Below are 18,329 nucleotides of genomic sequence, written 5' to 3'. Positions count from 1 at the left end.
AACTGCTGCCGCTGCCGGCGGATTTAGGTCAATCCTGATTGAAATCGGCTGCGTTTGAAACGCACGCGGATTGCAAATCTGCTTCGCGGAAGGTTTCATGCGGGCCGAGCTTCATCCGAGGGTCCGCTATGAGCAGCATGATCGACGCCCCCGACAAATCCGCAACGACAACGCGTCGTCGCTTCCTGAAAGGGAGCGGCGCCGTGGCCGGTGGCGTTGTCCTATCAGCCGGTGCCTCAGCCGCCGCGGAGACCGAAAATCTTCCGCCCAACATTCCGGATTGGATGAAAGCGCCGGGCGATCCGATGGGAAGCCAGCCCTACGGCGCGCCGTCGCCGTTCGAGAAGGGCGTCGTCAAGAACATCTCGAAGAACCTCAAACAGTACATCTCCGCGTCCGGCCGGACGCCATTGCAGGAGCTTGACGGCATCATCACGCCGAATGGCCTGTTCTACGAGCGGCATCACGGCGGCGTTCCGACGATCGACCCGGCGCAGCACCGGCTGATGCTTCACGGCCTTGTCGAACGGCCTCTGATCTTCACCATGGACGATCTGCGACGCTTCCCTTCGGAGTCGCGCATTCACTTTCTCGAATGTTCCGGTAATCCCGGTTACACCAAGCCCTATGGCAAGACTGCGTCGGACCTCGTCGGTCTGCTGAGCTGCGCCGAATGGACCGGCGTCAGCCTCAAGCGGGTGCTTCGGGAGGCCGTGCTGAAGCCGGAAGCCAAATGGATCATCGCTGAAGGCGCCGACGCGGCAGCGCTGACCCGAAGTATCCCCATCGAGAAATGCCTCGAGGATGCCATGCTCGTCTATAGCCAGAACGGCGAGCGGCTTCGTCCGCAGCAGGGTTATCCGTTGCGGCTGCTCCTGCCGGGGTTCGAAGGCAATATGAACGTGAAGTGGCTGCGGCGCCTGCACGTCACCGCAGAGCCCGCCTATTCGCGCGAGGAGACCTCGAAATACACCGACCTCCTGCCGGACGGCACGGCACGAGAGTTCTCTTTCTACATGGAGGCGAAGTCGATCATCACGCGTCCCTCGGGCGGCCAGCATCTCCATGCACCCGGGTTCCACGAAATCACCGGCATCGCCTGGAGCGGTCATGGCAAGATCAAGCGGGTGGAGGTGTCCGTCGATGACGGTAAGAGCTGGCAGGATGCGCAATTGCAGCAGCCGGTGCTGACTCGTGCCCTCACGCGCTTCCGTCTGCCCTGGCAATGGGACGGCAAGCCCGCGGTGATCCAGAGCCGGGCCATCGACGAAACAGGGTATGTGCAGCCGACGCTCGCCGAGCTGCTCGCGGTACGAGGCGAGAATTATTTCTACCATAACAACGCGATCTGGCCCTGGCGTGTCGCCGCCGACGGGGAGGTCACCAATGCGCTGGCGTGAGATCGGCGGCGTCGTCCTCGCGATCCTGCTCTGCGCTTCAGCGAGCACCGCGCGGGCGCAAAGTCCTTATGGAATCGGGCGGCCCGCGACGGCGGCCGAGATCGCGGGCTGGAATATCGATGTCGGGCACGATGGCAGCAATCTGCCGAAAGGAAGCGGGTCGGTCAGTCATGGACGCGAGGTGTTCGCCCAGCAATGCGCGTCATGTCATGGCGACAACGGCGAGGGCGGATTAGGTGATCGCCTTGTCGGCGGGCAGGGCACGATCGGGACCGCCAAGCCGATCCGCACCGTCGGAAGCTACTGGCCTTATGCGCCGACGTTGTTCGACTACATCCGTCGCGCCATGCCGCAGAACGCGCCGCAGTCACTCAGCAATGAAGACGTGTACGCGGTGTCAGCTTACATCCTGAACTTGAATGGATTGATCGGAGCGGATGCGACGGTCGATGCCAAATCGCTCGCGGCGATCAAAATGCCGAACCGCGACAAGTTCGTCGGTGACGCGCGCCCCGACGTAAAGTGAACGAAGCGGAATAGTGAAGTTCCGGGCATTGGCTCGGAACTTGCTTAAGTGAGGTACGGAACTCGCGGGCCGCATTTGAATTAACCTGCGACAGGAAAAATGATGGATTTTTCGATGACAACCGGCCGCTTCGCAAACTCCATGTCCTCAGCGCTTCGCCATCCCGGCGTCATCGCTCTGATTGTGGCCGGCGTGACGATTGCTGCGATGTTACTCGTCGATCACGGGCCGTGGAATCGTGCCAAGACCCAGCCGGCCCACGTTGCAATGTATGCGACCACGGGCGAAGCCGCCCGCGCGGCGGGCGCCAAGGTGCTTCCGACCGAACCAAAATCGCCGGTTGAGCCGGAGCGGCCGGGTCCGAAGACGTCCCCGATCATCAATCCGGTGACGCCGTAACTCTCAGCTTTTGCGGCCGTAATTGAGGAGCCCGCCTGTGGTCTTCGGTGGATGGGCGCGAAGGGCCTCCTCGTTCGGCTCGGTGCCCCAGCCCGGACGGTCCGGAATGATCAGATGGCCATTCTGGATTTCCGGCTCGTGCGTGAACAGCTCGCGGTCCCAGGCGAGACGATCGATGTCGATCTCCATGATGCGCAGGTTCGGTACCGCCGCGCAGAAATGAGAGTTCATCATCGAGCAGAGATGGCCGTAGAAATTATGCGGCGCGACGTTGACCTCGAAGACTTCCGCAGCTGAAGCGATCTTCATCGATTGCCACACGCCATTCCAGGGTGTGTCGATGATCGCCACGTCCATCGCCTGCTCGTGGAAATAGGGCAGGAATTCGCGCAGGCCGAGTAGTGTCTCGCAGGACGAGATCGGATGCGGGCTCTGCCTGCGGATATAGCCGAGGGCTTGCGGGTTGAAGCTGTCAATCTCGATCCAGAACATGTCGAGATCGGCAATCGTGCGCAGGATGTTCAAATAGCCTTCGGTCTTGGCGTTGAAGTTGCAGTCGAGCAGGATATCGACGTCGGGACCCGCGCCGTCGCGGATCGCTTCCAGATGCATGCGCAGGTCGCGTAGGATCTTGCGGTCGACATTGATCTCGGGCGCAAAGGGCGAGCCGAAGCCGGGCCGCCAGCCAGTCGGCTTGCCGTCGTCATAGGAAAAGATGTTGGTCTTGAGCGCGGTGAAGTCCTTCTCGCGCACCTCGCGGCCCATCGCCTTGACGCCGTCGAGATTTTCGATCGGCGGCTTGTACCAGGACGGATGATTGATCCGCCATGTCGCGCAATGCGACCAGTAGACCCGGACACGGTCGCGGATCTTGCCGCCGAGCAGTTCGTAGCAGGGCACGCCCAGGCATTTCGCCTTGGCATCGAGCAACGCATTCTCGATCGCGCCGAGCGCCTGCGCGACAACGCCGCCGGCGGCGGGACGCGTGGCGGCGAACAGCTCGGCATGGATGCGCTCGTGCTGGAAGACGTTCCGGCCGATGACGCGGGCCGAGAGGCGCTGGATCGCGGCGCCGACGCCGGGCGAGCCGAAGCCTTCGTCGAACTCGCTCCAGCCGACGACGCCGTCTTCCGTCGTCACCTTGACGAAGTGGTAGTTTCTCCAGCCGGCATCGCAGGCGAGGATCTCGAGACTTGTTGTTTTTGATGATGTTGTCATGTCGCTCCCTGTCGCCCGGCCGGGCGTTATTGGTTTTGTGTCCCGGTCGCAAACCCGAGCCCAGCCACAATTATTAGGCTAACGACCGCCTGCCGTGAAGCCCGCAAGCACTTTGCCAGGCGCCGCTCTAGCCGATCACGAACGAGCCGAGCAGAGCGAGGACGGCCAGCGCCATCAGCGCGGTGCCGAGCCAGCCCAGCAAGACGAGCCATGACCGGGCCTTGAAGCGTCCCATGATCTTCTCGTTCGAGACGATCAACATCATCATCGCCATGATGGGAACGGCGACGATGCCGTTGAGCACGGCGCTCCACACCAGCATGTGGATCGCGCTGATGCCGGTGAAGCCGAGGCCGAAGCCGATCACGGTCGCGGCCGCGATGATAGTGTAGAAGCCGACTGCCTTCTCCGGCTTTGCCTCCAGCGTGGCACGCCAGCCGAAAATTTCCGCAACGCCATAGGCCGCCGAGCCGGCCAGCACCGGGATCGCCAGCAGGCCTGTGCCGATGATGCCGAGCGCGAACAGTGCAAAGGCGAAGTCGCCGGCGAGCGGCCGCAGCGCCTCGGCCGCCTCCGTCGCGGAATTGATGTTGGTGACGCCGTTCGCGTTCAACACCGAGGCCGTGGTCAGGATGATGAAAAAGGCGATGCCGTTCGATAGCAGCATGCCGACGGTGGTGTCGGCCTTGATGCGCGCGATCTCGGGATCGCCGCCGCGCTGCGTCTCCTCGCGTAGCGGCCGGTCGCGCTTGCCCTGGTTCATCTCCTCGACCTCCTGGGAGGCCTGCCAGAAGAACAGATAGGGACTGATGGTGGTGCCGAGGACCGCGACCACCATCATGAAATAATCGGCGTTGACGGTCGCCTTCGGCCACACCGTGGCAAGCAGCGCCGTGCTCCACGGGATCTTGACGGTGAAGGCGGTAGCGACATAGGCGAACAACGTCAGCGTCAAAAATTTCAGCACCGGCGAGTAGCGTCGATAGGGCACGAACACCTGGAGCAGGGTCGATCCGGCCGCGAAGATCAGCGCGTGCTCGTGGTTGAGTCCGCCGATGACCAGTGAGAGCGCCTCCGCCATCGCCGCGATGTCGGCGGCGATGTTGAAGGTGTTGGCGACGACGAGCAGCGCCACGAGCCCCATCACCATCCAGCGCGGCGCGAGCTGCATCACGTTGGCTGCAAGACCCTTGCCGGTGACGCGACCGATCTGCGCGCTGACGAGCTGGATCGCGATCATGAACGGGGTGGTGAGAAAGACGGTCCACAGCAGCCCGTAGCCGAATTGCGCGCCGGCCTGCGAATAGGTGGCGATGCCGGACGGATCGTCGTCGGCCGCGCCGGTGATCAGGCCGGGACCGAGCCGGCGCAGCAGCATCGGAGCGGACTTGGTCGGCGCCCCGGCGCGGCCGTGCCTGGTGGGGCGATGTGGCGATCGGTTCGACAGGGCTCACCTTCCGGAAATTACGAATCCAAGGCTTAAGCGCCATCATAGCCGGAAAGTTCCCCGGCCGACGCGTGGTGTTGTAGCGTGGTACCATGCGGCCGCTGCCGCCGCCGTCCGCAAGGAGCCGACGACGTAGCCGGCCCGCTAGGCGCGTCGGTCAGGCGGCACGTTCGATCATCAAGCCAGCCTGCCGTCGGCGCCGGACTTTCGTTTTATTTGATGCTGACGAACATGCCCCAGACGGCGGCGAGCGCAGCGCCGGTGAAGACGACCACCGGATTCTCGCAGAAGGTGCTGCCGTAGCTGCACACGTTCGAGCCGAACTGGCCGAGCTCGTGATGGCTCGCGGAATAGAACAGTCCTGACAGTCCCAGCAATGCGGCGGCGACGTAGTACATCGCGCATCTCTCCTCGGAACGCGTGTGTGCCAGCATGGCGCGGAGAGATTTCGTTCCGCCGAATCCGCTATGTTGCATTCGATTAAAGTTTGACCCGTTGGGCAAAATATATCCCGATCGCGACCGCGATTGAACCTGCATCCTCTCCGGCGACACCAAGACAGGCAGAGCTCTTGCGACCTTGCCGGCCGAGAGGACATACGGCCCGGTCATCACAACGCCCGCCCCGAAAACGGATGTTGGCATGAACGCCGCTCTCGATCTGCTCTATCGCGTCGCTGCGATCGGGATCAGCATCTATTGCGCCCGCAAGGCCTGGTATGGCTATGTCGAGCGAAAGAATCCTGTTCGTCAGTGACGACTGGCTGGACTGGTCGCGGTGGTCGCGGCAGGTGTTTGATCGCGACACCATGCCGATCCGGTACTGGATGCAGATGGTCGGCACCGCGTTCGGCGCGCTGCTGTTCCTCGCCGGTGCGATCATCGGGTGGCAGCCGCAGGGCTGAGCATCCGCATGGCGTCCGGCGCGAACCGCCCGATGCTCCGTTGCGCATGCCGTCGGCGCACGAAACAGGTTTGAAACGCTCCTGAAACCAGATCGTCCTGAACGCCTCCGCCGCTCACCCCGACCAACGGAGCGAAAAGGAGAAAGTCATGATCGCGGTCGGTTCGAAGGAAGAAGTCGCATTTTTGCTGGCGCTGTTCGGGAGCCATACCCAGCCCGTCAGGAAGGCGAAGCCGAAGTCGCAGCAGAGCTGAGACGGTCCAGAGCATGCCGGAGTTCCTCCGGTCGAAGCTTGCGGGCTCATCAATCCGTGCTGTCTATGAACTCTACCAGGCTTGGCGTGAGCAGCCCACCGCCATCGAGGCGTTATGCGCAGCACACGAGAGCTTCACCGACGTCCACGCCCGTCGACTGGCTCGCCAAGTTCGGACGGAAACCCGCGGCTCCCCTGCTGATGGCAAAGGGCTGCCTGGGTCTCAACCCGGACGAAGACCGATCGCACCGCAAGTGGCATTGCGACCCATGGAGAGAGACCGCGTCACGGTGATCGCGGAAAAGCTCCCAAACTCTTCGGTCGATCGGAACGAGCGAATGAGCACATCACTGTCGATCAGAGTGCGTCACCAAGATCGCTCTGGCTGTCTTCTGGTCGATCGACTCGCGTCTCAAGGTTCACGCCATGCCGTGCTGCTGATCGATGGTGCAGAAGAGGCGGAAGAGGTTCCGGCATCGACGGTCACAATCGAAGAGATCCTGTTCGCATGAAGCTTGTCTTAGACTGCCTCCTCATAAACAGTGCTGCGGTTGGTGCGCCGGCGGAGCGGATTTCCCATCCGAAGGCTGCTGGAAAGCCGCGGTCCACATATTCGGTACCGATTTCGCCGATCTGCACGCGCGGGGTTCGTGAAGCACAAGGAGTAGGGGTGACGGCTGCTCATTCCCGGAGGAATTCTCCGCGTCGATCGCCGGCTGGGGTGGATCCAACTGGCAGCAACGCGCGAGCTTTGAATGCCGAGCCCGTTGGTCTGAACCAACATGGAGGGGGTGGAAGGATTCGCTTTTTCTAGTGCAGGATGGGCTTCGCGCCAGCGATGTATTACAGTGCGATTGGGATTGGAGCACATGGCTCTGATCTCGCTTCGCGTCTCCGACGAAGTCGCTGCGGAGTTCTCAATCCTTGCAGCTACCCAGGGCGGCAAATCCGCGCTGCTGCGGCGTCTCATTGCTGACGCACTGGCTGCGCCAGCGCCGCGCGTCTTGGCGTTGCCGGTTGGACGGCCGGAGAAGGTGACGGTGCGATTTCGTGAGAGCGAGATACGGCAGCTCGCTGAAGTCTCGCATCAGCGTGGCATGACCCGCACCGGCTGGATCGTTGCGCTGGTGCGCTCGCGATTGGGATCGCCGGTGCAGCATTCCCCGGACGAGCATGCGGCGCTTCGCGCCATTGTTCGCGAGCTCAACCGCATCGGTGGCAACATCAACCAGATCGCGCGCGCCGCAAACACGAGTGTGCTGCAGGGCAGGGCGGTTGAGCCGGATCTATCCGTAATTCAGGAGGCCAAATTGGTCATTGAAAGAGAGCTCGCGCAATTACGTAATGCGCTGAACGGCAACGCGGATTATTGGGATGGGTGGCGATGAGCCGGCGCTCCTCCCCTCGGCCGATCGACCTCGCCTCCGAACTTCCGCCGATCTCGTATGTCTGGGAGACGCCCAATCGGCGTCCACGGCGGGCCGAGTGGGATATCCCCGATCCGACCGCTCCCGGCCGCCTTACGCCGGCGATGCGTGCAAAGCTCGAACGCATCGTGCGCCGAGCACCAGAAGTGATGGTCAAGATCACTGGTCGCACAAAGGGCGTGGCCCATCTCAAGTCGCACCTGGCGTACATTACGCGAAACGGCGAGCTTGATGCGGAAACAGAGCAGGGCGCGACGCTGGCGGGTCGTTCCGGATTGAAAGATCTGCAGCAACGCTGGGACGATGATGCCGGCCTCGACGACAGGCGCCGCCGTGACGGATCGCTTTCGGTCAACATCATTCTGTCGATGCCGGCTGGCACCGATGCCGTCGCGGTCAAGGATTCAGCCCGGGCATTTGCTATCGAAACGTTCGGTTACAATCACGACGACGTCTTCGTCCAGCACCTCGATGACAAGCACCCCCATGTGCACTTGACCGTTCGGTCGCTGGGCCATGACGGCAAGCGCCTCAACCCCCGTAAGGCGGATCTTCAGGCCTGGCGGGAGCGGTTTGCTGGCGAGCTCCGGCTTCGAGGGATCGCGGCGGAGGCAACGCCGCGGCGAACCCGCGGACGGGTTGGAAAGGCCGATCGCGGTGCCGTGCTCGCTTTACGCAAGCGAAGGATCACGCCCGATGTTGATCGGCTCGCGCGAAAGGAGGTGCTTTCGGAGGTGAACGGCGGCAAGCCTGCTAAACATCCTTGGGACGAAAAGATCAAGTCACGTCAGGACGCGATCCGGCGGCGATATCTCGACTATGCCGCGGAGCTGCAGCGCTCTGGAGCGGCAGCAGATCACGAGTTAGCTCGCCAAGTTCGGCAATTCGTCAAAGACATGCCCGCTGTCGAAACCCGCCGGCGTGTGTTGAAGAACGAGCTTTTGGAGCTTGCGAATTCCCGGCGCCGCGGCAAAGAGCAGGGGGGCAATGCCGACCTGCGCGGTCACAAGCGAGACGATGAGCGGACACGATAATTGGACCCGGAGGATCAGGTATTCTTCGAGCTCGATCGGATCTCAGGCACCTATCGACACGACGTCCCGGGAGGCATCGCTCCGGCGAGCAAGGACGGGCTTGTGGCTTCTGAAGCCCACTTCCATCGCGCTACTATAAAATTGGTCGTCCAGGTCGGATCCCCTCAGAACGGAATCGAGAATCACCGTCCCGCGGTGGTTATGACGCGCGACGGCGGCTCGGCACACCGCCCCGCCGAAACAATGTGCCGAGCCTAGCCGGTCTCGCTGGTCAAATTACTGACCGGATGAAGGCCATCATGAAGGCAGAATGTGCTGTTGGATATTGCTAGGCTACAACACACGCTAGATTTTCAATGGGCCACAGGCGCCATGCATCGGCCCCCATGAGGATCGAGATCGGTTTTCATGATCCCGCTTTTTGCTGAATTGTCTGACAGTCTTTTTCATCGTTGCAGGCTTGGTGCCTTTTGGATGAACCTGCGAGCATCGCGGCGAAAGAGAATTAACCTCACCTCGCAGGAGCATCGTGAGCAGACTAAACCTGATCAGTTCCAGAATTAACCCGCAGCGCGGACATCAATCTTAATTTGAGGCTTTGATTGCGGCGGCGCATTGAAGGGTTAGCTTTTGCGCACCGGACATTGCCCCGTCCGGCCCTACCCAGGCGAAGCCCTCGCGCCATCATACTCGGCGCGTCGGCTTCGTTTGCTGGCCACGTGCGAGTGTTATTTTGAAGAGGTCATCGAAACACGAAACTCTCGATCTTGCTGAGATGCGCCGGCAAATCACGGCCCTGCGATCGCGGCACTCGGAAAATCTACGGATCACACATTTGTTGAACAGGCTGCTGATTAAGATTGCATATCTCAGTGAACCGGAGAGTGCAGCTCACGCGGAGCAACTGCGCGAAGCGTTCGCCAGAACGATGGCGGATATCGAGGAACGCGTCACAAAAAACGTCCCTGGGCCGTCCGGTAAGGCTAACAAGTAGATCAAACCAGCCGACCATAGCTGCCGCCGTTCTCACGTCGGCTGTTGGCGGTAGACCGGATGCGGCGTAGCACTCGCGTTGATCGCCGCTTCTGATCCGAAGCAGACGAAGCCTTGGGAAGGTATACGACAGCCGAACCCGTCGAACTGGGCCAGGCACTGACGGGAGCGCAACGACGTTCGTGGTGAGTTCTTACCCAGTATTTCTGACCGCCTCAGCCAGCATGGAGTAGAGCTGCTGCTTGCTGAATTCCTTGGGCTGCCGCCTCTCCGCTGTGTTCCGCGACACCTTCCGTGCGACTGGACGGACGCAGGCTGTCGACGACGTCGGGCTCAGCTTTCGGGGCGGCCTTATCTTGGGCGTTGCTGTGGGCGGCTTGTGGCCGCGCTTCAGGCCCAGACGGGTCAGCATACCGCAGACCGCGTTACGACTGCACCCGAGACGACGTGCTATCTGCGCCGCGCTCTGTCCTGCGGACCAGAGCCTATTGAGGAGCGCTATGTCTTTCGCATCCCAGCCCATGGGAGATATTATAGCGCTGACTGCCGAACACGCTAGCCTGGTCTTCGTCCGGCTCGCGCACGACCGGCGGTTCTTCAGTGTCATCTTCCTCTTCGTCGTCTTCGTCCTCCTCGTCTTCATCGGGATCTCTTGGCGGCATCGCGGTGCCCATCAGCACGAGCGGTGTCGAGTAGATCGCTGTGGTGGAAAAAGCTTCGGAGGTGTGTTGCTTCATGTTGCTGCTACTCCTCGAAAACCACGAGCAAGGGGTAGCATCCGCCACGCAAATGGCAGCGTTTCGGCTACTTTATGCCCGAGGACTCATTCGGCTCTATGTTCACCAAAACCTCGCCGGTGGTGATCTCGGGAACTCCAAGATCGACGTCAAGTAGACTTGCTTGAACAAATCCGCATCGACACTACGGTCTGAGCATATTTTTGCTTGATCGGGTCCGGAGTCAACCTGGGCACAAGCTCGGGCCGCACTGAGCGAGCTGAACGGTCACACGATGCGCAAATAAAGCAGCAAAATCCTTGATAGTGCGGATATGGCCTTGTTGGGTCTTCGGCGCTAACTTGCGGATCGTCATGTCTTCGATCATGCGCCGCCGCAATGGGCTCATGGCCTCGTCGGTCATGGGGATGCTCCTGTCTTGAGTGAGGTTGTCGAAACCCTCGATCTCAAGACAGGACGTCCCGCCGCGCTATCCTCTTGGCTCCGTCGGCAGCCGCGGAGTCCTACCGCGCGAGCGGTTTAGTCCGTTGGCCCCTAACCGAAGGTGGCTTGAACGCGCGTCATGTCGGCTGTCAGGGGAGAACCGGACGCGATTCAGCTCGGCGTCTACCGCCGTTTTGACTTCAAGCGGACATTCCCCTAGACAGGCGATATCGCCTAGGAGAGCATGCGGCGCTAGGCGAACTGGGGCACTGTCATGGATCTCGGATGATGGCTGAGGAGGCTCGGCCTCGAACAATATGAGGCGGCATTCCGCCAGAACGAGATCAATGATGCGGTCCTGTCGACTTGATGGCGGAGGACTTGAAGGACCTTGGCGTCGGAATCGTTGGGCATCGCCGCAAGCTGCTCGACGGCATCGCCTGCTTGAGTGCTCAGTTCGGCACACCGGAGCCACCGGGTTCTTCAGTATGCCACGAAGCTGAGAAAGGAACCGCCGAGCCCCAGGTCACCGTGATGTTCTCGGACCCGGACGCATTTTGATACGCCGAAATGACCTCGCGCGAATCCTTAGGGTCCATTCGTGCGGAAAGAGACGTCGAGCCGATCCCGACGCATGCCCCCTGATTGGATTGCGTGCGGCTATGTCTAAGATGTTGCCGACTGTGAAGTACTTTACATCCCTGTGTTCTTGGCGCGGGCTATGGTGGCGACGGCTTCTTACGTTGAAGGAGGCATCCGATGCTCGCGATAGTCAAATGGAATTCCCGATATAACGCTCGCGAATGGGCGATGATGGCTGGCGCAGTTGTCGTTCAACTCAGCGCACTGAATGCAAAACGACAGAAACTTGAAAGCAGGCCAATCCGCCCGCTCTGGAGACAGTTCGACGAAACCCATCATTGGGACTCAACCGCGGAGGAATGGGTCCCCAACCAAGATCGGTGATCGTGCAAAGCACCATGCCTCCCGCAGGCGAATTCCGGGATTTGAAGATCCCTCTCAGTTTCATCTACACCGGTGATAAGCAGGCCTCGGCCGTCGGCCCAACCAGCCATCGACTACGATGGATTTAGTGTCGGCACCGTCGATGACAGTGACACGTCAGGCCAGGCGGTGCGCCCCACGAGGTCACGCGCAGCAAAAGCCTCCAAGCCCAATGTGGAGACAAGTGGCGTCACCAGGCAGGAATCGATCGATCAAGGAGACGAGGCCTTGAAACACAAGCTAACGATTTGCCGCGGCTGCAAGTAGGAGAAGAGCGGAGAACTTGGGCCTCTTGCCCGAGGAAGGTACGCCCGACCTGGACGCTCAAAACGTGAGCCAAATAAGCTCACCGACCAACAAACAGGACAACCCATGAGGCGCATCAAGCTTTCGACTGCAATGGCGGCGGCAGCGCTGGGCTGCGCGGCCGCTTACGCCGAGGACAAATACTCCCTGAAATCGCCGGACGGAATCGCCTTCTCCGACTTCAAAGGATACGAGGACTGGTCGGTGGTCTCCTCCGCGCGGACCGATGAAGTACTCAAAGTGTCTTCGCCAATCCGACCATGATCGAGGCGTACGAGGCCGGAGTTCCAGGCAACGGCCAGCCCTTCCGGACGGCTCCAAGATCGTGAAGCTCCAATGGAAACCGAAGAAGAGTACGGAGGCGCCTTTCGTCGTGGATGTACCCGACGTCTTCACGCAGGCTTTCGTCATAGAATAGGACAGCCAGAGATTCCCGAAAAGCGGCGGATGGGGATACGCGCTGTTCAACTCCGAAGCTGGATCCGACAGTTTCGCGGCTGATCCAAGCCCCTCAGATTGCGGACACGCATGTCATGTGGCGGTAAAGGCGAAGGACCACATCTTCCACCCGTACCAGAAACGTTGAACTCCGCGGCCCGATATGGAGTACGTAGCCCGTCATCTGTATGTCGGAAATGGTCATGTTCATCCGCCGGCCAAGACGATCGAATGCGCGACAAGGGCGTGGCTTTCGAGGTGCGGTGCAGGCGCTTGTAGCGCGACGACCAGCCGTTCCGGACGGCGAGCGGCATTGAGCCAGCGATCGGTCTGGTTTTCGGGTTCGTCGGCGAACTAGAGCTGGGTAACCAGACGATCGAAACGGAGCCGCTGCTAATCTTGGCGATCTGCGACGTGGGGAAACGTTTTGATATGCGCCGAATTCATTCGGTGGTCTTCCGTGGCTATTTCCGACTTTCAACACAATCCGCCAGAGCTGCCTCACGGTTCAGGAGGCCGTTGCCCCTTACCGGAACGTATGGGATGCTTGAGACGTAACCGTCACGAGCGCCCCGCCGAGTGCCTACTGCCATTTTGCGATCGGCCCAGCTCTTGATATCGCCGACCGTCATCGGCTTGAGGAACGTGTTGGCGTTGACCAGCTTTTCGCGTGTGGTCCGACCCGTCATGTCAGCGGCGGCCATAACTGAAGCAGCATCGTCACTTTCTGCGCTGGAAAATAGCGCCATGGCGCCCGCAGGTCCCGCGAAATGGGCAAGGTAGAGAGAACCGGGCGTGACCGGCAAACCGCGTTTAGTCAGCATCGCGGCATGTTCCTCGACCAGGCGTGCGGCAATGTCGCGCGAAAGCTCGGCATCTCCCCGCAAGTCCAAGACTTCCTTGTCGCTGCGGCCCTGGATCAGATCGCGTCGGTGCCTTCGAACGGCTTCGAGCCACGTATCATCGAGAAACTGGGCGGCGCCAGTGGCGCTCGACCGCTTGTTCTTTGCATTCGGTTCACCGTCGGATTCGGCTATGATAATGCGCACGGCCCACGCCTTGGCAGCCGCTCTGTCGATCGATTTCCCGTTCAGTTGAGCATCGCGGAACAGGACGAAACTTGCGACGAAAGCTAGGCCGATTGCCACTCCAAGAACGAGCGTGATGGATTCCGCCGACAGCCAATTCCGCGCGGCGACAACAGATCCACGGTCGTGGGGGCGAGGCGGTCGGATTTCCTCGGCACGGCGTCTTTGCTCTGACACATGCGCGGGGAGCCGCGGGTTGCCGTCGGCTCTCGTCCCGACGCAGTGGAATCCTTGCGCTAGGTCTGACATCGCGTCTGCAGGTTCAATGCTTTGAAAAGGCCATCGAAGGCACCTGACCGGCACGGCTTGGCCTCCGCGACGGGCTTGGGGCCACTGGCGCCTGCGCTTGCCTTGGAAGTTCCGTGCCGGGGCCGAGGTCTGGGCAGCACGATCGCGGATTTTCCGCTTGCGTTGCCCTTCTGCTGCTCGATGATCTTCGAAGGGGCTTGCGCAACGATCGCAGTGTGGTCCGGCGGATGCATCAGTTGGCTAGAGGAAAGCGGCTGCGGCGGCGCTCTGAATTGCGGAATGTCGAGCCGGTCTGCCTTGGTCAGTGTATCATGTGAGGGGCGCAATCCGGTGGTTGCCTGAGCAGGCGGCTCGTTCACAGGCTCTGTCAAGCGCGGCGGTGCCTCGAGCTCCATCACGGCGAGCGTACCGAGGCCAACGAGTAAGAGAGCCACTCTCATCTGATTTCACGCTCTCCGAACGAGAAACCTCGCTCAAATCCTCATAGAAATGAGCTCCAGAAATCGGAGAACGATTGCAAAGGTCCAATAAGGCCGCTTAGCGGCAGAGCTGAACCAGGGAGCCCGGCTAGGGGAGAAGATCAAAGACAGGGTTAACGCAGATCGTGCGAACTGGCCGGCCGAAGCGGAGAGTCAACCCGCCGACGATGTGGCGCTGGCGGCTTTCCCCTGCCAGGACGATCGCCCGCGCCTGACGTGATTGAACAGGAAGATCATCACGAGTGGCTACTTCTGACTAAGCCTTATTTCTGCTGTTGGCCCGCTTCAGATCTCCCCATCGGCTCGGAGATTGTCCGCTCATTGGGGGAGACCGTAAGCGCCTGTCACACTGCACAAACGACGAGAATGACCCAAAGCCGCATCTTTGGCTTTCTAAAATCGGCGCCCTTGCCCATACTGGCCGCCTATCGGAGGTGTCTCCCCCGGGGTAGGACAATCGTTGTTTGACTGAACGTTACCGCGACTGCAATTTCGGGATGGAGACATTCATGAAACGTCGTGAATTTCTGAAACGAACCGCAATTGCTGGTTCCGCTAGTCTCCTTCTCGGCAGCGTTCGGTCCGACGGTTATAGTTTTATCGGTTCAGCATTTGCTGCCGGCGACGGCGATGACCAGAAGGCAACCCTCGAACAGAAGTTTGCCGATTTTGCAATCTCCATCAGATATGAAGCCCTTCCGACAGACGTGTTCGCGTCGGCCAAGCGCGTTCTTCTCGACACGCTCGGCTGCGCGTTTGGATCAGTAGGGTCCGAACCCGCAAATATCGCCGAGGCGACAATTCGCAAGACTTTCGGAGACGGCAATACAGCCACAGTGATCGGCTATGCGCGACCCGCTACCGTAGAAGGCGCACTGTTCGTTAACGGCGTCCTCGTCCGCTCCCTCGACCTGAACGATACCTATATCGGCACTGAGCCACTGCATCCGAGCGAGATGCTTCCGACGGCCATTGCGGTTTGCGAGGAGAACGGACGAAGCGGCCGTGATCTCATCGAGGCGATGGTCGCCGGATATGAGGCCAGCATGCGCGTCAATGACGCCATTTCGTTCATTGAGCGTGGATTTCATCCCTTGTGTGCGGCCTCCTACGGGATCCCTGTGATTGCGGGCAAGATCTGGGGACTTCCCAAGGAAGTCATCGCCAACGCGGTTGGAATTTCGGGCGCCCGTGGCTTCACAAGCTTTGTCGTCAATAGTGGCGCGATCAGCATGATGAAAGCCATGGGGCTCGCCGCCACTGCGGCCGATGGCGTTTTCGCAACACGGCTTGCCGCGCAAGGCTTCACCGGCCCGTCCGGCACGCTGGAGTGGCTGGCGTCGAAGATGAAGCCGGCCAAGGAGGGATTTACCGTCGACCTTGAGCTTGCGCGATATCGTCTGCCGCGGGTGGCATTTAAGCGCTTTGCGATCCAAATCGAGTTGCAAGCCGTGGCAGAAGCCGGCGCATCACTCTCGGCGAAGATCAAGGGTCGAGCACAAGATATACGGGCGATCACCGTCGAGACCTATCCCGGGATAATCGAGCGCGTCGCGGATGCTGCGAAATTTCGGCCTCAGACAAAGGGTACCGCCGATCACAGTCTTCCCGTTTGCCTCGCCATGGCTCTTCTCGATGGCGACGTGACGGTGGCGCAATTCGAGAAAGACCGCTGGCGAGCCCAGGACGTCTTGGCGTTGGTGGAAAAGATTTCTGTGAAGCCCGGTGAGGCACTCATTGCCAAACTCCCCAAGGGGCGTGGCGCAAGCATAAAGATCGTCTTCACAGATGGTCAGTCTCTGCGCGAGATTGTGGAGGTTCCCGAAGGCGACGCGGTACGCCCGCTATCGCGATCGTCGCTCGAACACAAATTCACGAATTTTGCGGTCCCTGTCGTTGGAAAGGCAGGCGCGGAGCATGTCTTGTCACTTGTTGATGGCCTTGAAGAACTGAAGGATATCCGCGAATTGACACGCGCTCTAAAGGGAAGCGGACAACAAAACCCGGGATGATTGGAAAAAAGCTCCACCAGCGAATGTCTATGTCGCTTGCTGGCCGATCCGCGAAGTGGCGGCGCGCCTCCAACGAGGTCCGCTCACCGAGGCATCGAGGACTAGAGTTGCTCACGTTGAGTTCTTCGCATAGTTTGAGGTGTGGTAGATAATTGAACCCTTATTGCGATCATGGAATCCGGCTATTGTCGGATTCGACGAAAGTGTGGTGCTGCAGTTAGTATCGCAGAGAGGAATTTCGGAAGGAAACAATGCAGCTTGCTATCGACTACGTCGCGTCCTTTGCCACATCCCCTCTCAACAGATTCAGCAAACGAGCACCGTGGAAACTTACGTCCGATGCACGCGACGTGATTGAAGAACTGGTTGCGGAGATCGATAGCTCATATCGGGTCGTTGGCACTGTCGCCGTACATCATACCGCAACCGTGGAAGATCGAGCTTCGATTAAGGGGCCAGCTATCATTGGGCCGCACTGCTTTGTTGCTGCCAACTCACTAATCCGCGGCGGTTGTTGGGTAGACGAGAGTTGCATCGTGGGGCCTGGCTGCGAACTGAAGTCCTCGTTCATCTTTCGAAAGTCCAAATTGGCGCATTTCAATTTCGTTGGTGACAGCATTCTCGGATCAAACGTGAACCTCGAGGCAGGATCTATCGTTGCCAATTATCGCAATGAGCTGCCGGACCCCACTATAAAGATCCGTTACCAAGGAAGAATTGTAGATACTGGCGTGAGCAAATTCGGCGCGTTGATTGGCGACGGATGTAAAATCGGTGCAAATTCTGTGATAGCACCGGGCTCGCTCATTGCACCAAATACTGTGATTGCCAGGTTAGCGCTCGTTGAGCAGGCGTCGTGATGAAGCCCGATCATACCGCTGTTCTGGCACATGAACGATTTTTGGTGGACCGTGCCAACTTTGCCGGGCCTGCATCTCGCCGCACGATTCGAGCGTATTGTGCATATGAACCTGTGGGGTGCGGCCACCTCTGCGTCCGGCCTTGGCTCCGAGATAACCGCGACTGGGAGCGCGCTCGTTGCTTGATGCGCCTTGTGGGACGCGGGTTGGATCATGGATTGCATCATGAATCTAGATTACACGGGCGTGGATATCGTGCCGTCGCTCATTGCCACCAATAGCAAGCGGGCGCAGCGAGGTGAGATCATTGGTCGCTTCCTGGATCGCCGATATCTGCAGTGACGCACTACCGCAGTTCGATGTAGTTCTTTGCCGCGACTGTCTCGTTCATCTCAGCTTTGAGAACATTCATCGCGCTTCAGCTCGATTCCGTGAGAGCGGAGCGCGATGGCTTCTGACTACGACATTTCCCGATTGGGAGCATAATGCGACTTGCGAGGACGGCGACTGGCGAGCCTTGAACATGCAGCGCGCGCCGTTTGCCTGGCCCACCCAGCCGAGCTGATTAACGAGCAATGCGACGAAGGGCCACGGCGGCTGGCGCGATAAGAGCTTAGGTCTCTGGTACATCACGGACCTACCACGCCTGTAGTCATGAGCGGATCCGCCGGGCTCCAAACGTACTGCTCGTCAATGAAGCGCATTCAAAGTGAACATGAGCATGACCAGTCGGAACGCGACATACAACCAGACCTACTTCTCCAAAGAAGCACTGGCAAACCGGAATCGGCGGTGCCGCTTCCGGCTGCCGGCTTTGAGCCTAACCCAACTTGGCATGGCGCTCCTGAAAGGTTCGGAGTTCTGCTAGTTCGCCCTTGGTCGCGCCTCGCTCTGCTTCGGCCCGACTGGTCGGCACATCCAGGTAGGAAATCGGCTCATCGAACTGGCTTGCTGTGAATTCATGTCTGTGACCTTCGATCCGGTTATGAAAATGGTCGCCGGCCGGCAGGGGCATCTTGAGTAGGTCACCGCCATAGAGTTCGTGAATTAGTAGGGCGGTAACGTTGCATTGCGCCCCGCCGCTGGGTTCTGAGGTGTCCATTGGCGGGATTGAAGCTCATCGTCGTCTCCG

General features: G+C 60.0%; 21 protein-coding genes and 1 pseudogene. 14 read left to right on the top strand and 8 right to left on the bottom strand.

The features are described 5' to 3' along the window. Positions 1-128: 128 nt before the first annotated feature. The 3 genes from soxC to ABID59_RS09755 all read left to right on the top strand — a co-directional run bounded on the left by soxC (position 129) and on the right by ABID59_RS09755 (position 2,325). On the top strand, positions 129-1,400 hold the full coding sequence (soxC, locus tag ABID59_RS09765) for a sulfite dehydrogenase (RefSeq protein ID WP_354083252.1): 1,272 nt from the start codon (positions 129-131) through the stop codon (positions 1,398-1,400). Continuing rightward, positions 1,387-1,926 (top strand): c-type cytochrome, encoded by a 540-nt coding sequence (locus ABID59_RS09760; protein ID WP_354083251.1) that lies wholly within the window; start codon positions 1,387-1,389, stop codon positions 1,924-1,926. Before soxC ends, ABID59_RS09760 begins: the two co-directional genes overlap by 14 nt. Before the next feature lie 102 nt (positions 1,927-2,028). Further along, positions 2,029-2,325, top strand: a complete 297-nt coding sequence (locus ABID59_RS09755; RefSeq protein WP_187435118.1) for a hypothetical protein — start codon at positions 2,029-2,031, stop codon at positions 2,323-2,325. Positions 2,326-2,328: 3 nt separating this feature from the next. Here the strand turns inward: ABID59_RS09755 and ABID59_RS09750 are convergent, their stop codons facing one another. The 3 genes from ABID59_RS09750 to ABID59_RS09740 all read right to left on the bottom strand — a co-directional run bounded on the left by ABID59_RS09750 (position 2,329) and on the right by ABID59_RS09740 (position 5,388). After that, positions 2,329-3,543 (bottom strand): mandelate racemase/muconate lactonizing enzyme family protein, encoded by a 1,215-nt coding sequence (locus tag ABID59_RS09750; protein ID WP_354083250.1) that lies wholly within the window; start codon positions 3,541-3,543, stop codon positions 2,329-2,331. 127 nt (positions 3,544-3,670) lie between these two features. Then, positions 3,671-4,921, bottom strand: coding sequence for an NRAMP family divalent metal transporter (locus ABID59_RS09745; protein ID WP_354083249.1), 1,251 nt, complete (start codon positions 4,919-4,921; stop codon positions 3,671-3,673). A gap of 281 nt (positions 4,922-5,202) precedes the next feature. After that, entirely contained in the window at positions 5,203-5,388 is a 186-nt protein-coding gene (locus ABID59_RS09740; protein WP_354083248.1) for a hypothetical protein, read from the bottom strand. A 326-nt stretch (positions 5,389-5,714) separates the two neighbouring features. Here ABID59_RS09740 and ABID59_RS09735 point away from each other — a divergent pair, with 326 nt between their 5' ends. From ABID59_RS09735 to ABID59_RS09720, 4 genes are all read left to right on the top strand, one after another. Further along, complete coding sequence (locus tag ABID59_RS09735) at positions 5,715-5,894, top strand: hypothetical protein (RefSeq protein ID WP_354083247.1); 180 nt, start codon at positions 5,715-5,717, stop codon at positions 5,892-5,894. 590 nt (positions 5,895-6,484) lie between these two features. Beyond that, the gene (locus ABID59_RS09730) at positions 6,485-6,658 is read left to right on the top strand and encodes a hypothetical protein (RefSeq protein WP_354083246.1); all 174 of its coding nucleotides are present in this window, start codon (positions 6,485-6,487) and stop codon (positions 6,656-6,658) included. A gap of 357 nt (positions 6,659-7,015) precedes the next feature. Continuing rightward, positions 7,016-7,534 carry a MobC family plasmid mobilization relaxosome protein gene (locus ABID59_RS09725; RefSeq protein WP_354083245.1) on the top strand — a complete coding sequence of 173 codons (519 nt, stop codon included), beginning with the start codon at positions 7,016-7,018 and terminating at the stop codon, positions 7,532-7,534. Further along, the gene (locus ABID59_RS09720) at positions 7,531-8,607 is read left to right on the top strand and encodes a relaxase/mobilization nuclease domain-containing protein (RefSeq protein ID WP_354083244.1); all 1,077 of its coding nucleotides are present in this window, start codon (positions 7,531-7,533) and stop codon (positions 8,605-8,607) included. The genes ABID59_RS09725 and ABID59_RS09720 overlap by 4 nt, the downstream gene beginning before the upstream one ends. A 1,186-nt stretch (positions 8,608-9,793) precedes the next feature. Here ABID59_RS09720 and ABID59_RS09715 read toward each other — a convergent pair. The 3 genes from ABID59_RS09715 to ABID59_RS09705 all read right to left on the bottom strand — a co-directional run bounded on the left by ABID59_RS09715 (position 9,794) and on the right by ABID59_RS09705 (position 10,740). Further along, on the bottom strand, positions 9,794-10,123 hold the full coding sequence (locus ABID59_RS09715; RefSeq protein ID WP_354083243.1) for a GcrA family cell cycle regulator: 330 nt from the start codon (positions 10,121-10,123) through the stop codon (positions 9,794-9,796). Further along, positions 10,086-10,337 carry a hypothetical protein gene (locus tag ABID59_RS09710; RefSeq protein WP_354083242.1) on the bottom strand — a complete coding sequence of 84 codons (252 nt, stop codon included), beginning with the start codon at positions 10,335-10,337 and terminating at the stop codon, positions 10,086-10,088. Before ABID59_RS09710 ends, ABID59_RS09715 begins: the two co-directional genes overlap by 38 nt. A gap of 223 nt (positions 10,338-10,560) precedes the next feature. Further along, complete coding sequence (locus ABID59_RS09705) at positions 10,561-10,740, bottom strand: hypothetical protein (protein ID WP_187435106.1); 180 nt, start codon at positions 10,738-10,740, stop codon at positions 10,561-10,563. A gap of 312 nt (positions 10,741-11,052) precedes the next feature. On the opposite strand from ABID59_RS09705, the gene ABID59_RS09700 reads away from it, so the two are divergent. The 4 genes from ABID59_RS09700 to ABID59_RS09685 all read left to right on the top strand — a co-directional run bounded on the left by ABID59_RS09700 (position 11,053) and on the right by ABID59_RS09685 (position 12,657). Beyond that, complete coding sequence (locus ABID59_RS09700; protein WP_354083595.1) at positions 11,053-11,130, top strand: SAM domain-containing protein; 78 nt, start codon at positions 11,053-11,055, stop codon at positions 11,128-11,130. 11 nt (positions 11,131-11,141) lie between these two features. Further along, the gene (locus tag ABID59_RS09695; RefSeq protein ID WP_148753422.1) at positions 11,142-11,321 is read left to right on the top strand and encodes an SAM domain-containing protein; all 180 of its coding nucleotides are present in this window, start codon (positions 11,142-11,144) and stop codon (positions 11,319-11,321) included. An 816-nt stretch (positions 11,322-12,137) separates the two neighbouring features. Then, on the top strand, positions 12,138-12,335 hold the full coding sequence (locus ABID59_RS09690; RefSeq protein WP_354083241.1) for a hypothetical protein: 198 nt from the start codon (positions 12,138-12,140) through the stop codon (positions 12,333-12,335). A 196-nt stretch (positions 12,336-12,531) separates the two neighbouring features. Then, positions 12,532-12,657 (top strand): hypothetical protein, encoded by a 126-nt coding sequence (locus ABID59_RS09685; protein WP_354083594.1) that lies wholly within the window; start codon positions 12,532-12,534, stop codon positions 12,655-12,657. Positions 12,658-12,973: 316 nt separating this feature from the next. Here the strand turns inward: ABID59_RS09685 and ABID59_RS09680 are convergent, their stop codons facing one another. Beyond that, entirely contained in the window at positions 12,974-13,657 is a 684-nt protein-coding gene (locus ABID59_RS09680) for a lytic transglycosylase domain-containing protein (protein ID WP_354083240.1), read from the bottom strand. 1,132 nt (positions 13,658-14,789) lie between these two features. Here ABID59_RS09680 and ABID59_RS09675 point away from each other — a divergent pair. The 3 genes and pseudogenes from ABID59_RS09675 to ABID59_RS37415 all read left to right on the top strand — a co-directional run bounded on the left by ABID59_RS09675 (position 14,790) and on the right by ABID59_RS37415 (position 17,849). Then, entirely contained in the window at positions 14,790-16,337 is a 1,548-nt protein-coding gene (locus ABID59_RS09675; protein ID WP_354083239.1) for an MmgE/PrpD family protein, read from the top strand. A 251-nt stretch (positions 16,338-16,588) separates the two neighbouring features. Beyond that, positions 16,589-17,197, top strand: coding sequence for an LbetaH domain-containing protein (locus tag ABID59_RS09670; RefSeq protein WP_354083238.1), 609 nt, complete (start codon positions 16,589-16,591; stop codon positions 17,195-17,197). Then, positions 17,197-17,849 (top strand): annotated as a pseudogene (locus ABID59_RS37415) (methyltransferase domain-containing protein). Before ABID59_RS09670 ends, ABID59_RS37415 begins: the two are co-directional and overlap by 1 nt. A 168-nt stretch (positions 17,850-18,017) precedes the next feature. On the opposite strand, the gene ABID59_RS09665 reads toward ABID59_RS37415, so the two are convergent. Beyond that, positions 18,018-18,299, bottom strand: a complete 282-nt coding sequence (locus ABID59_RS09665) for a YunG family protein (RefSeq protein WP_354083237.1) — start codon at positions 18,297-18,299, stop codon at positions 18,018-18,020. Positions 18,300-18,329 lie beyond the last annotated feature (30 nt).

The sequence above is a fragment of the Bradyrhizobium sp. S3.3.6 genome (assembly GCF_040546905.1).
Taxonomy (GTDB): domain Bacteria; phylum Pseudomonadota; class Alphaproteobacteria; order Rhizobiales; family Xanthobacteraceae; genus Bradyrhizobium; species Bradyrhizobium cytisi.
The sequence above is the reverse complement of the archived record's forward strand: the minus strand, read 5'-3'. Positions and strand labels throughout refer to the sequence as shown.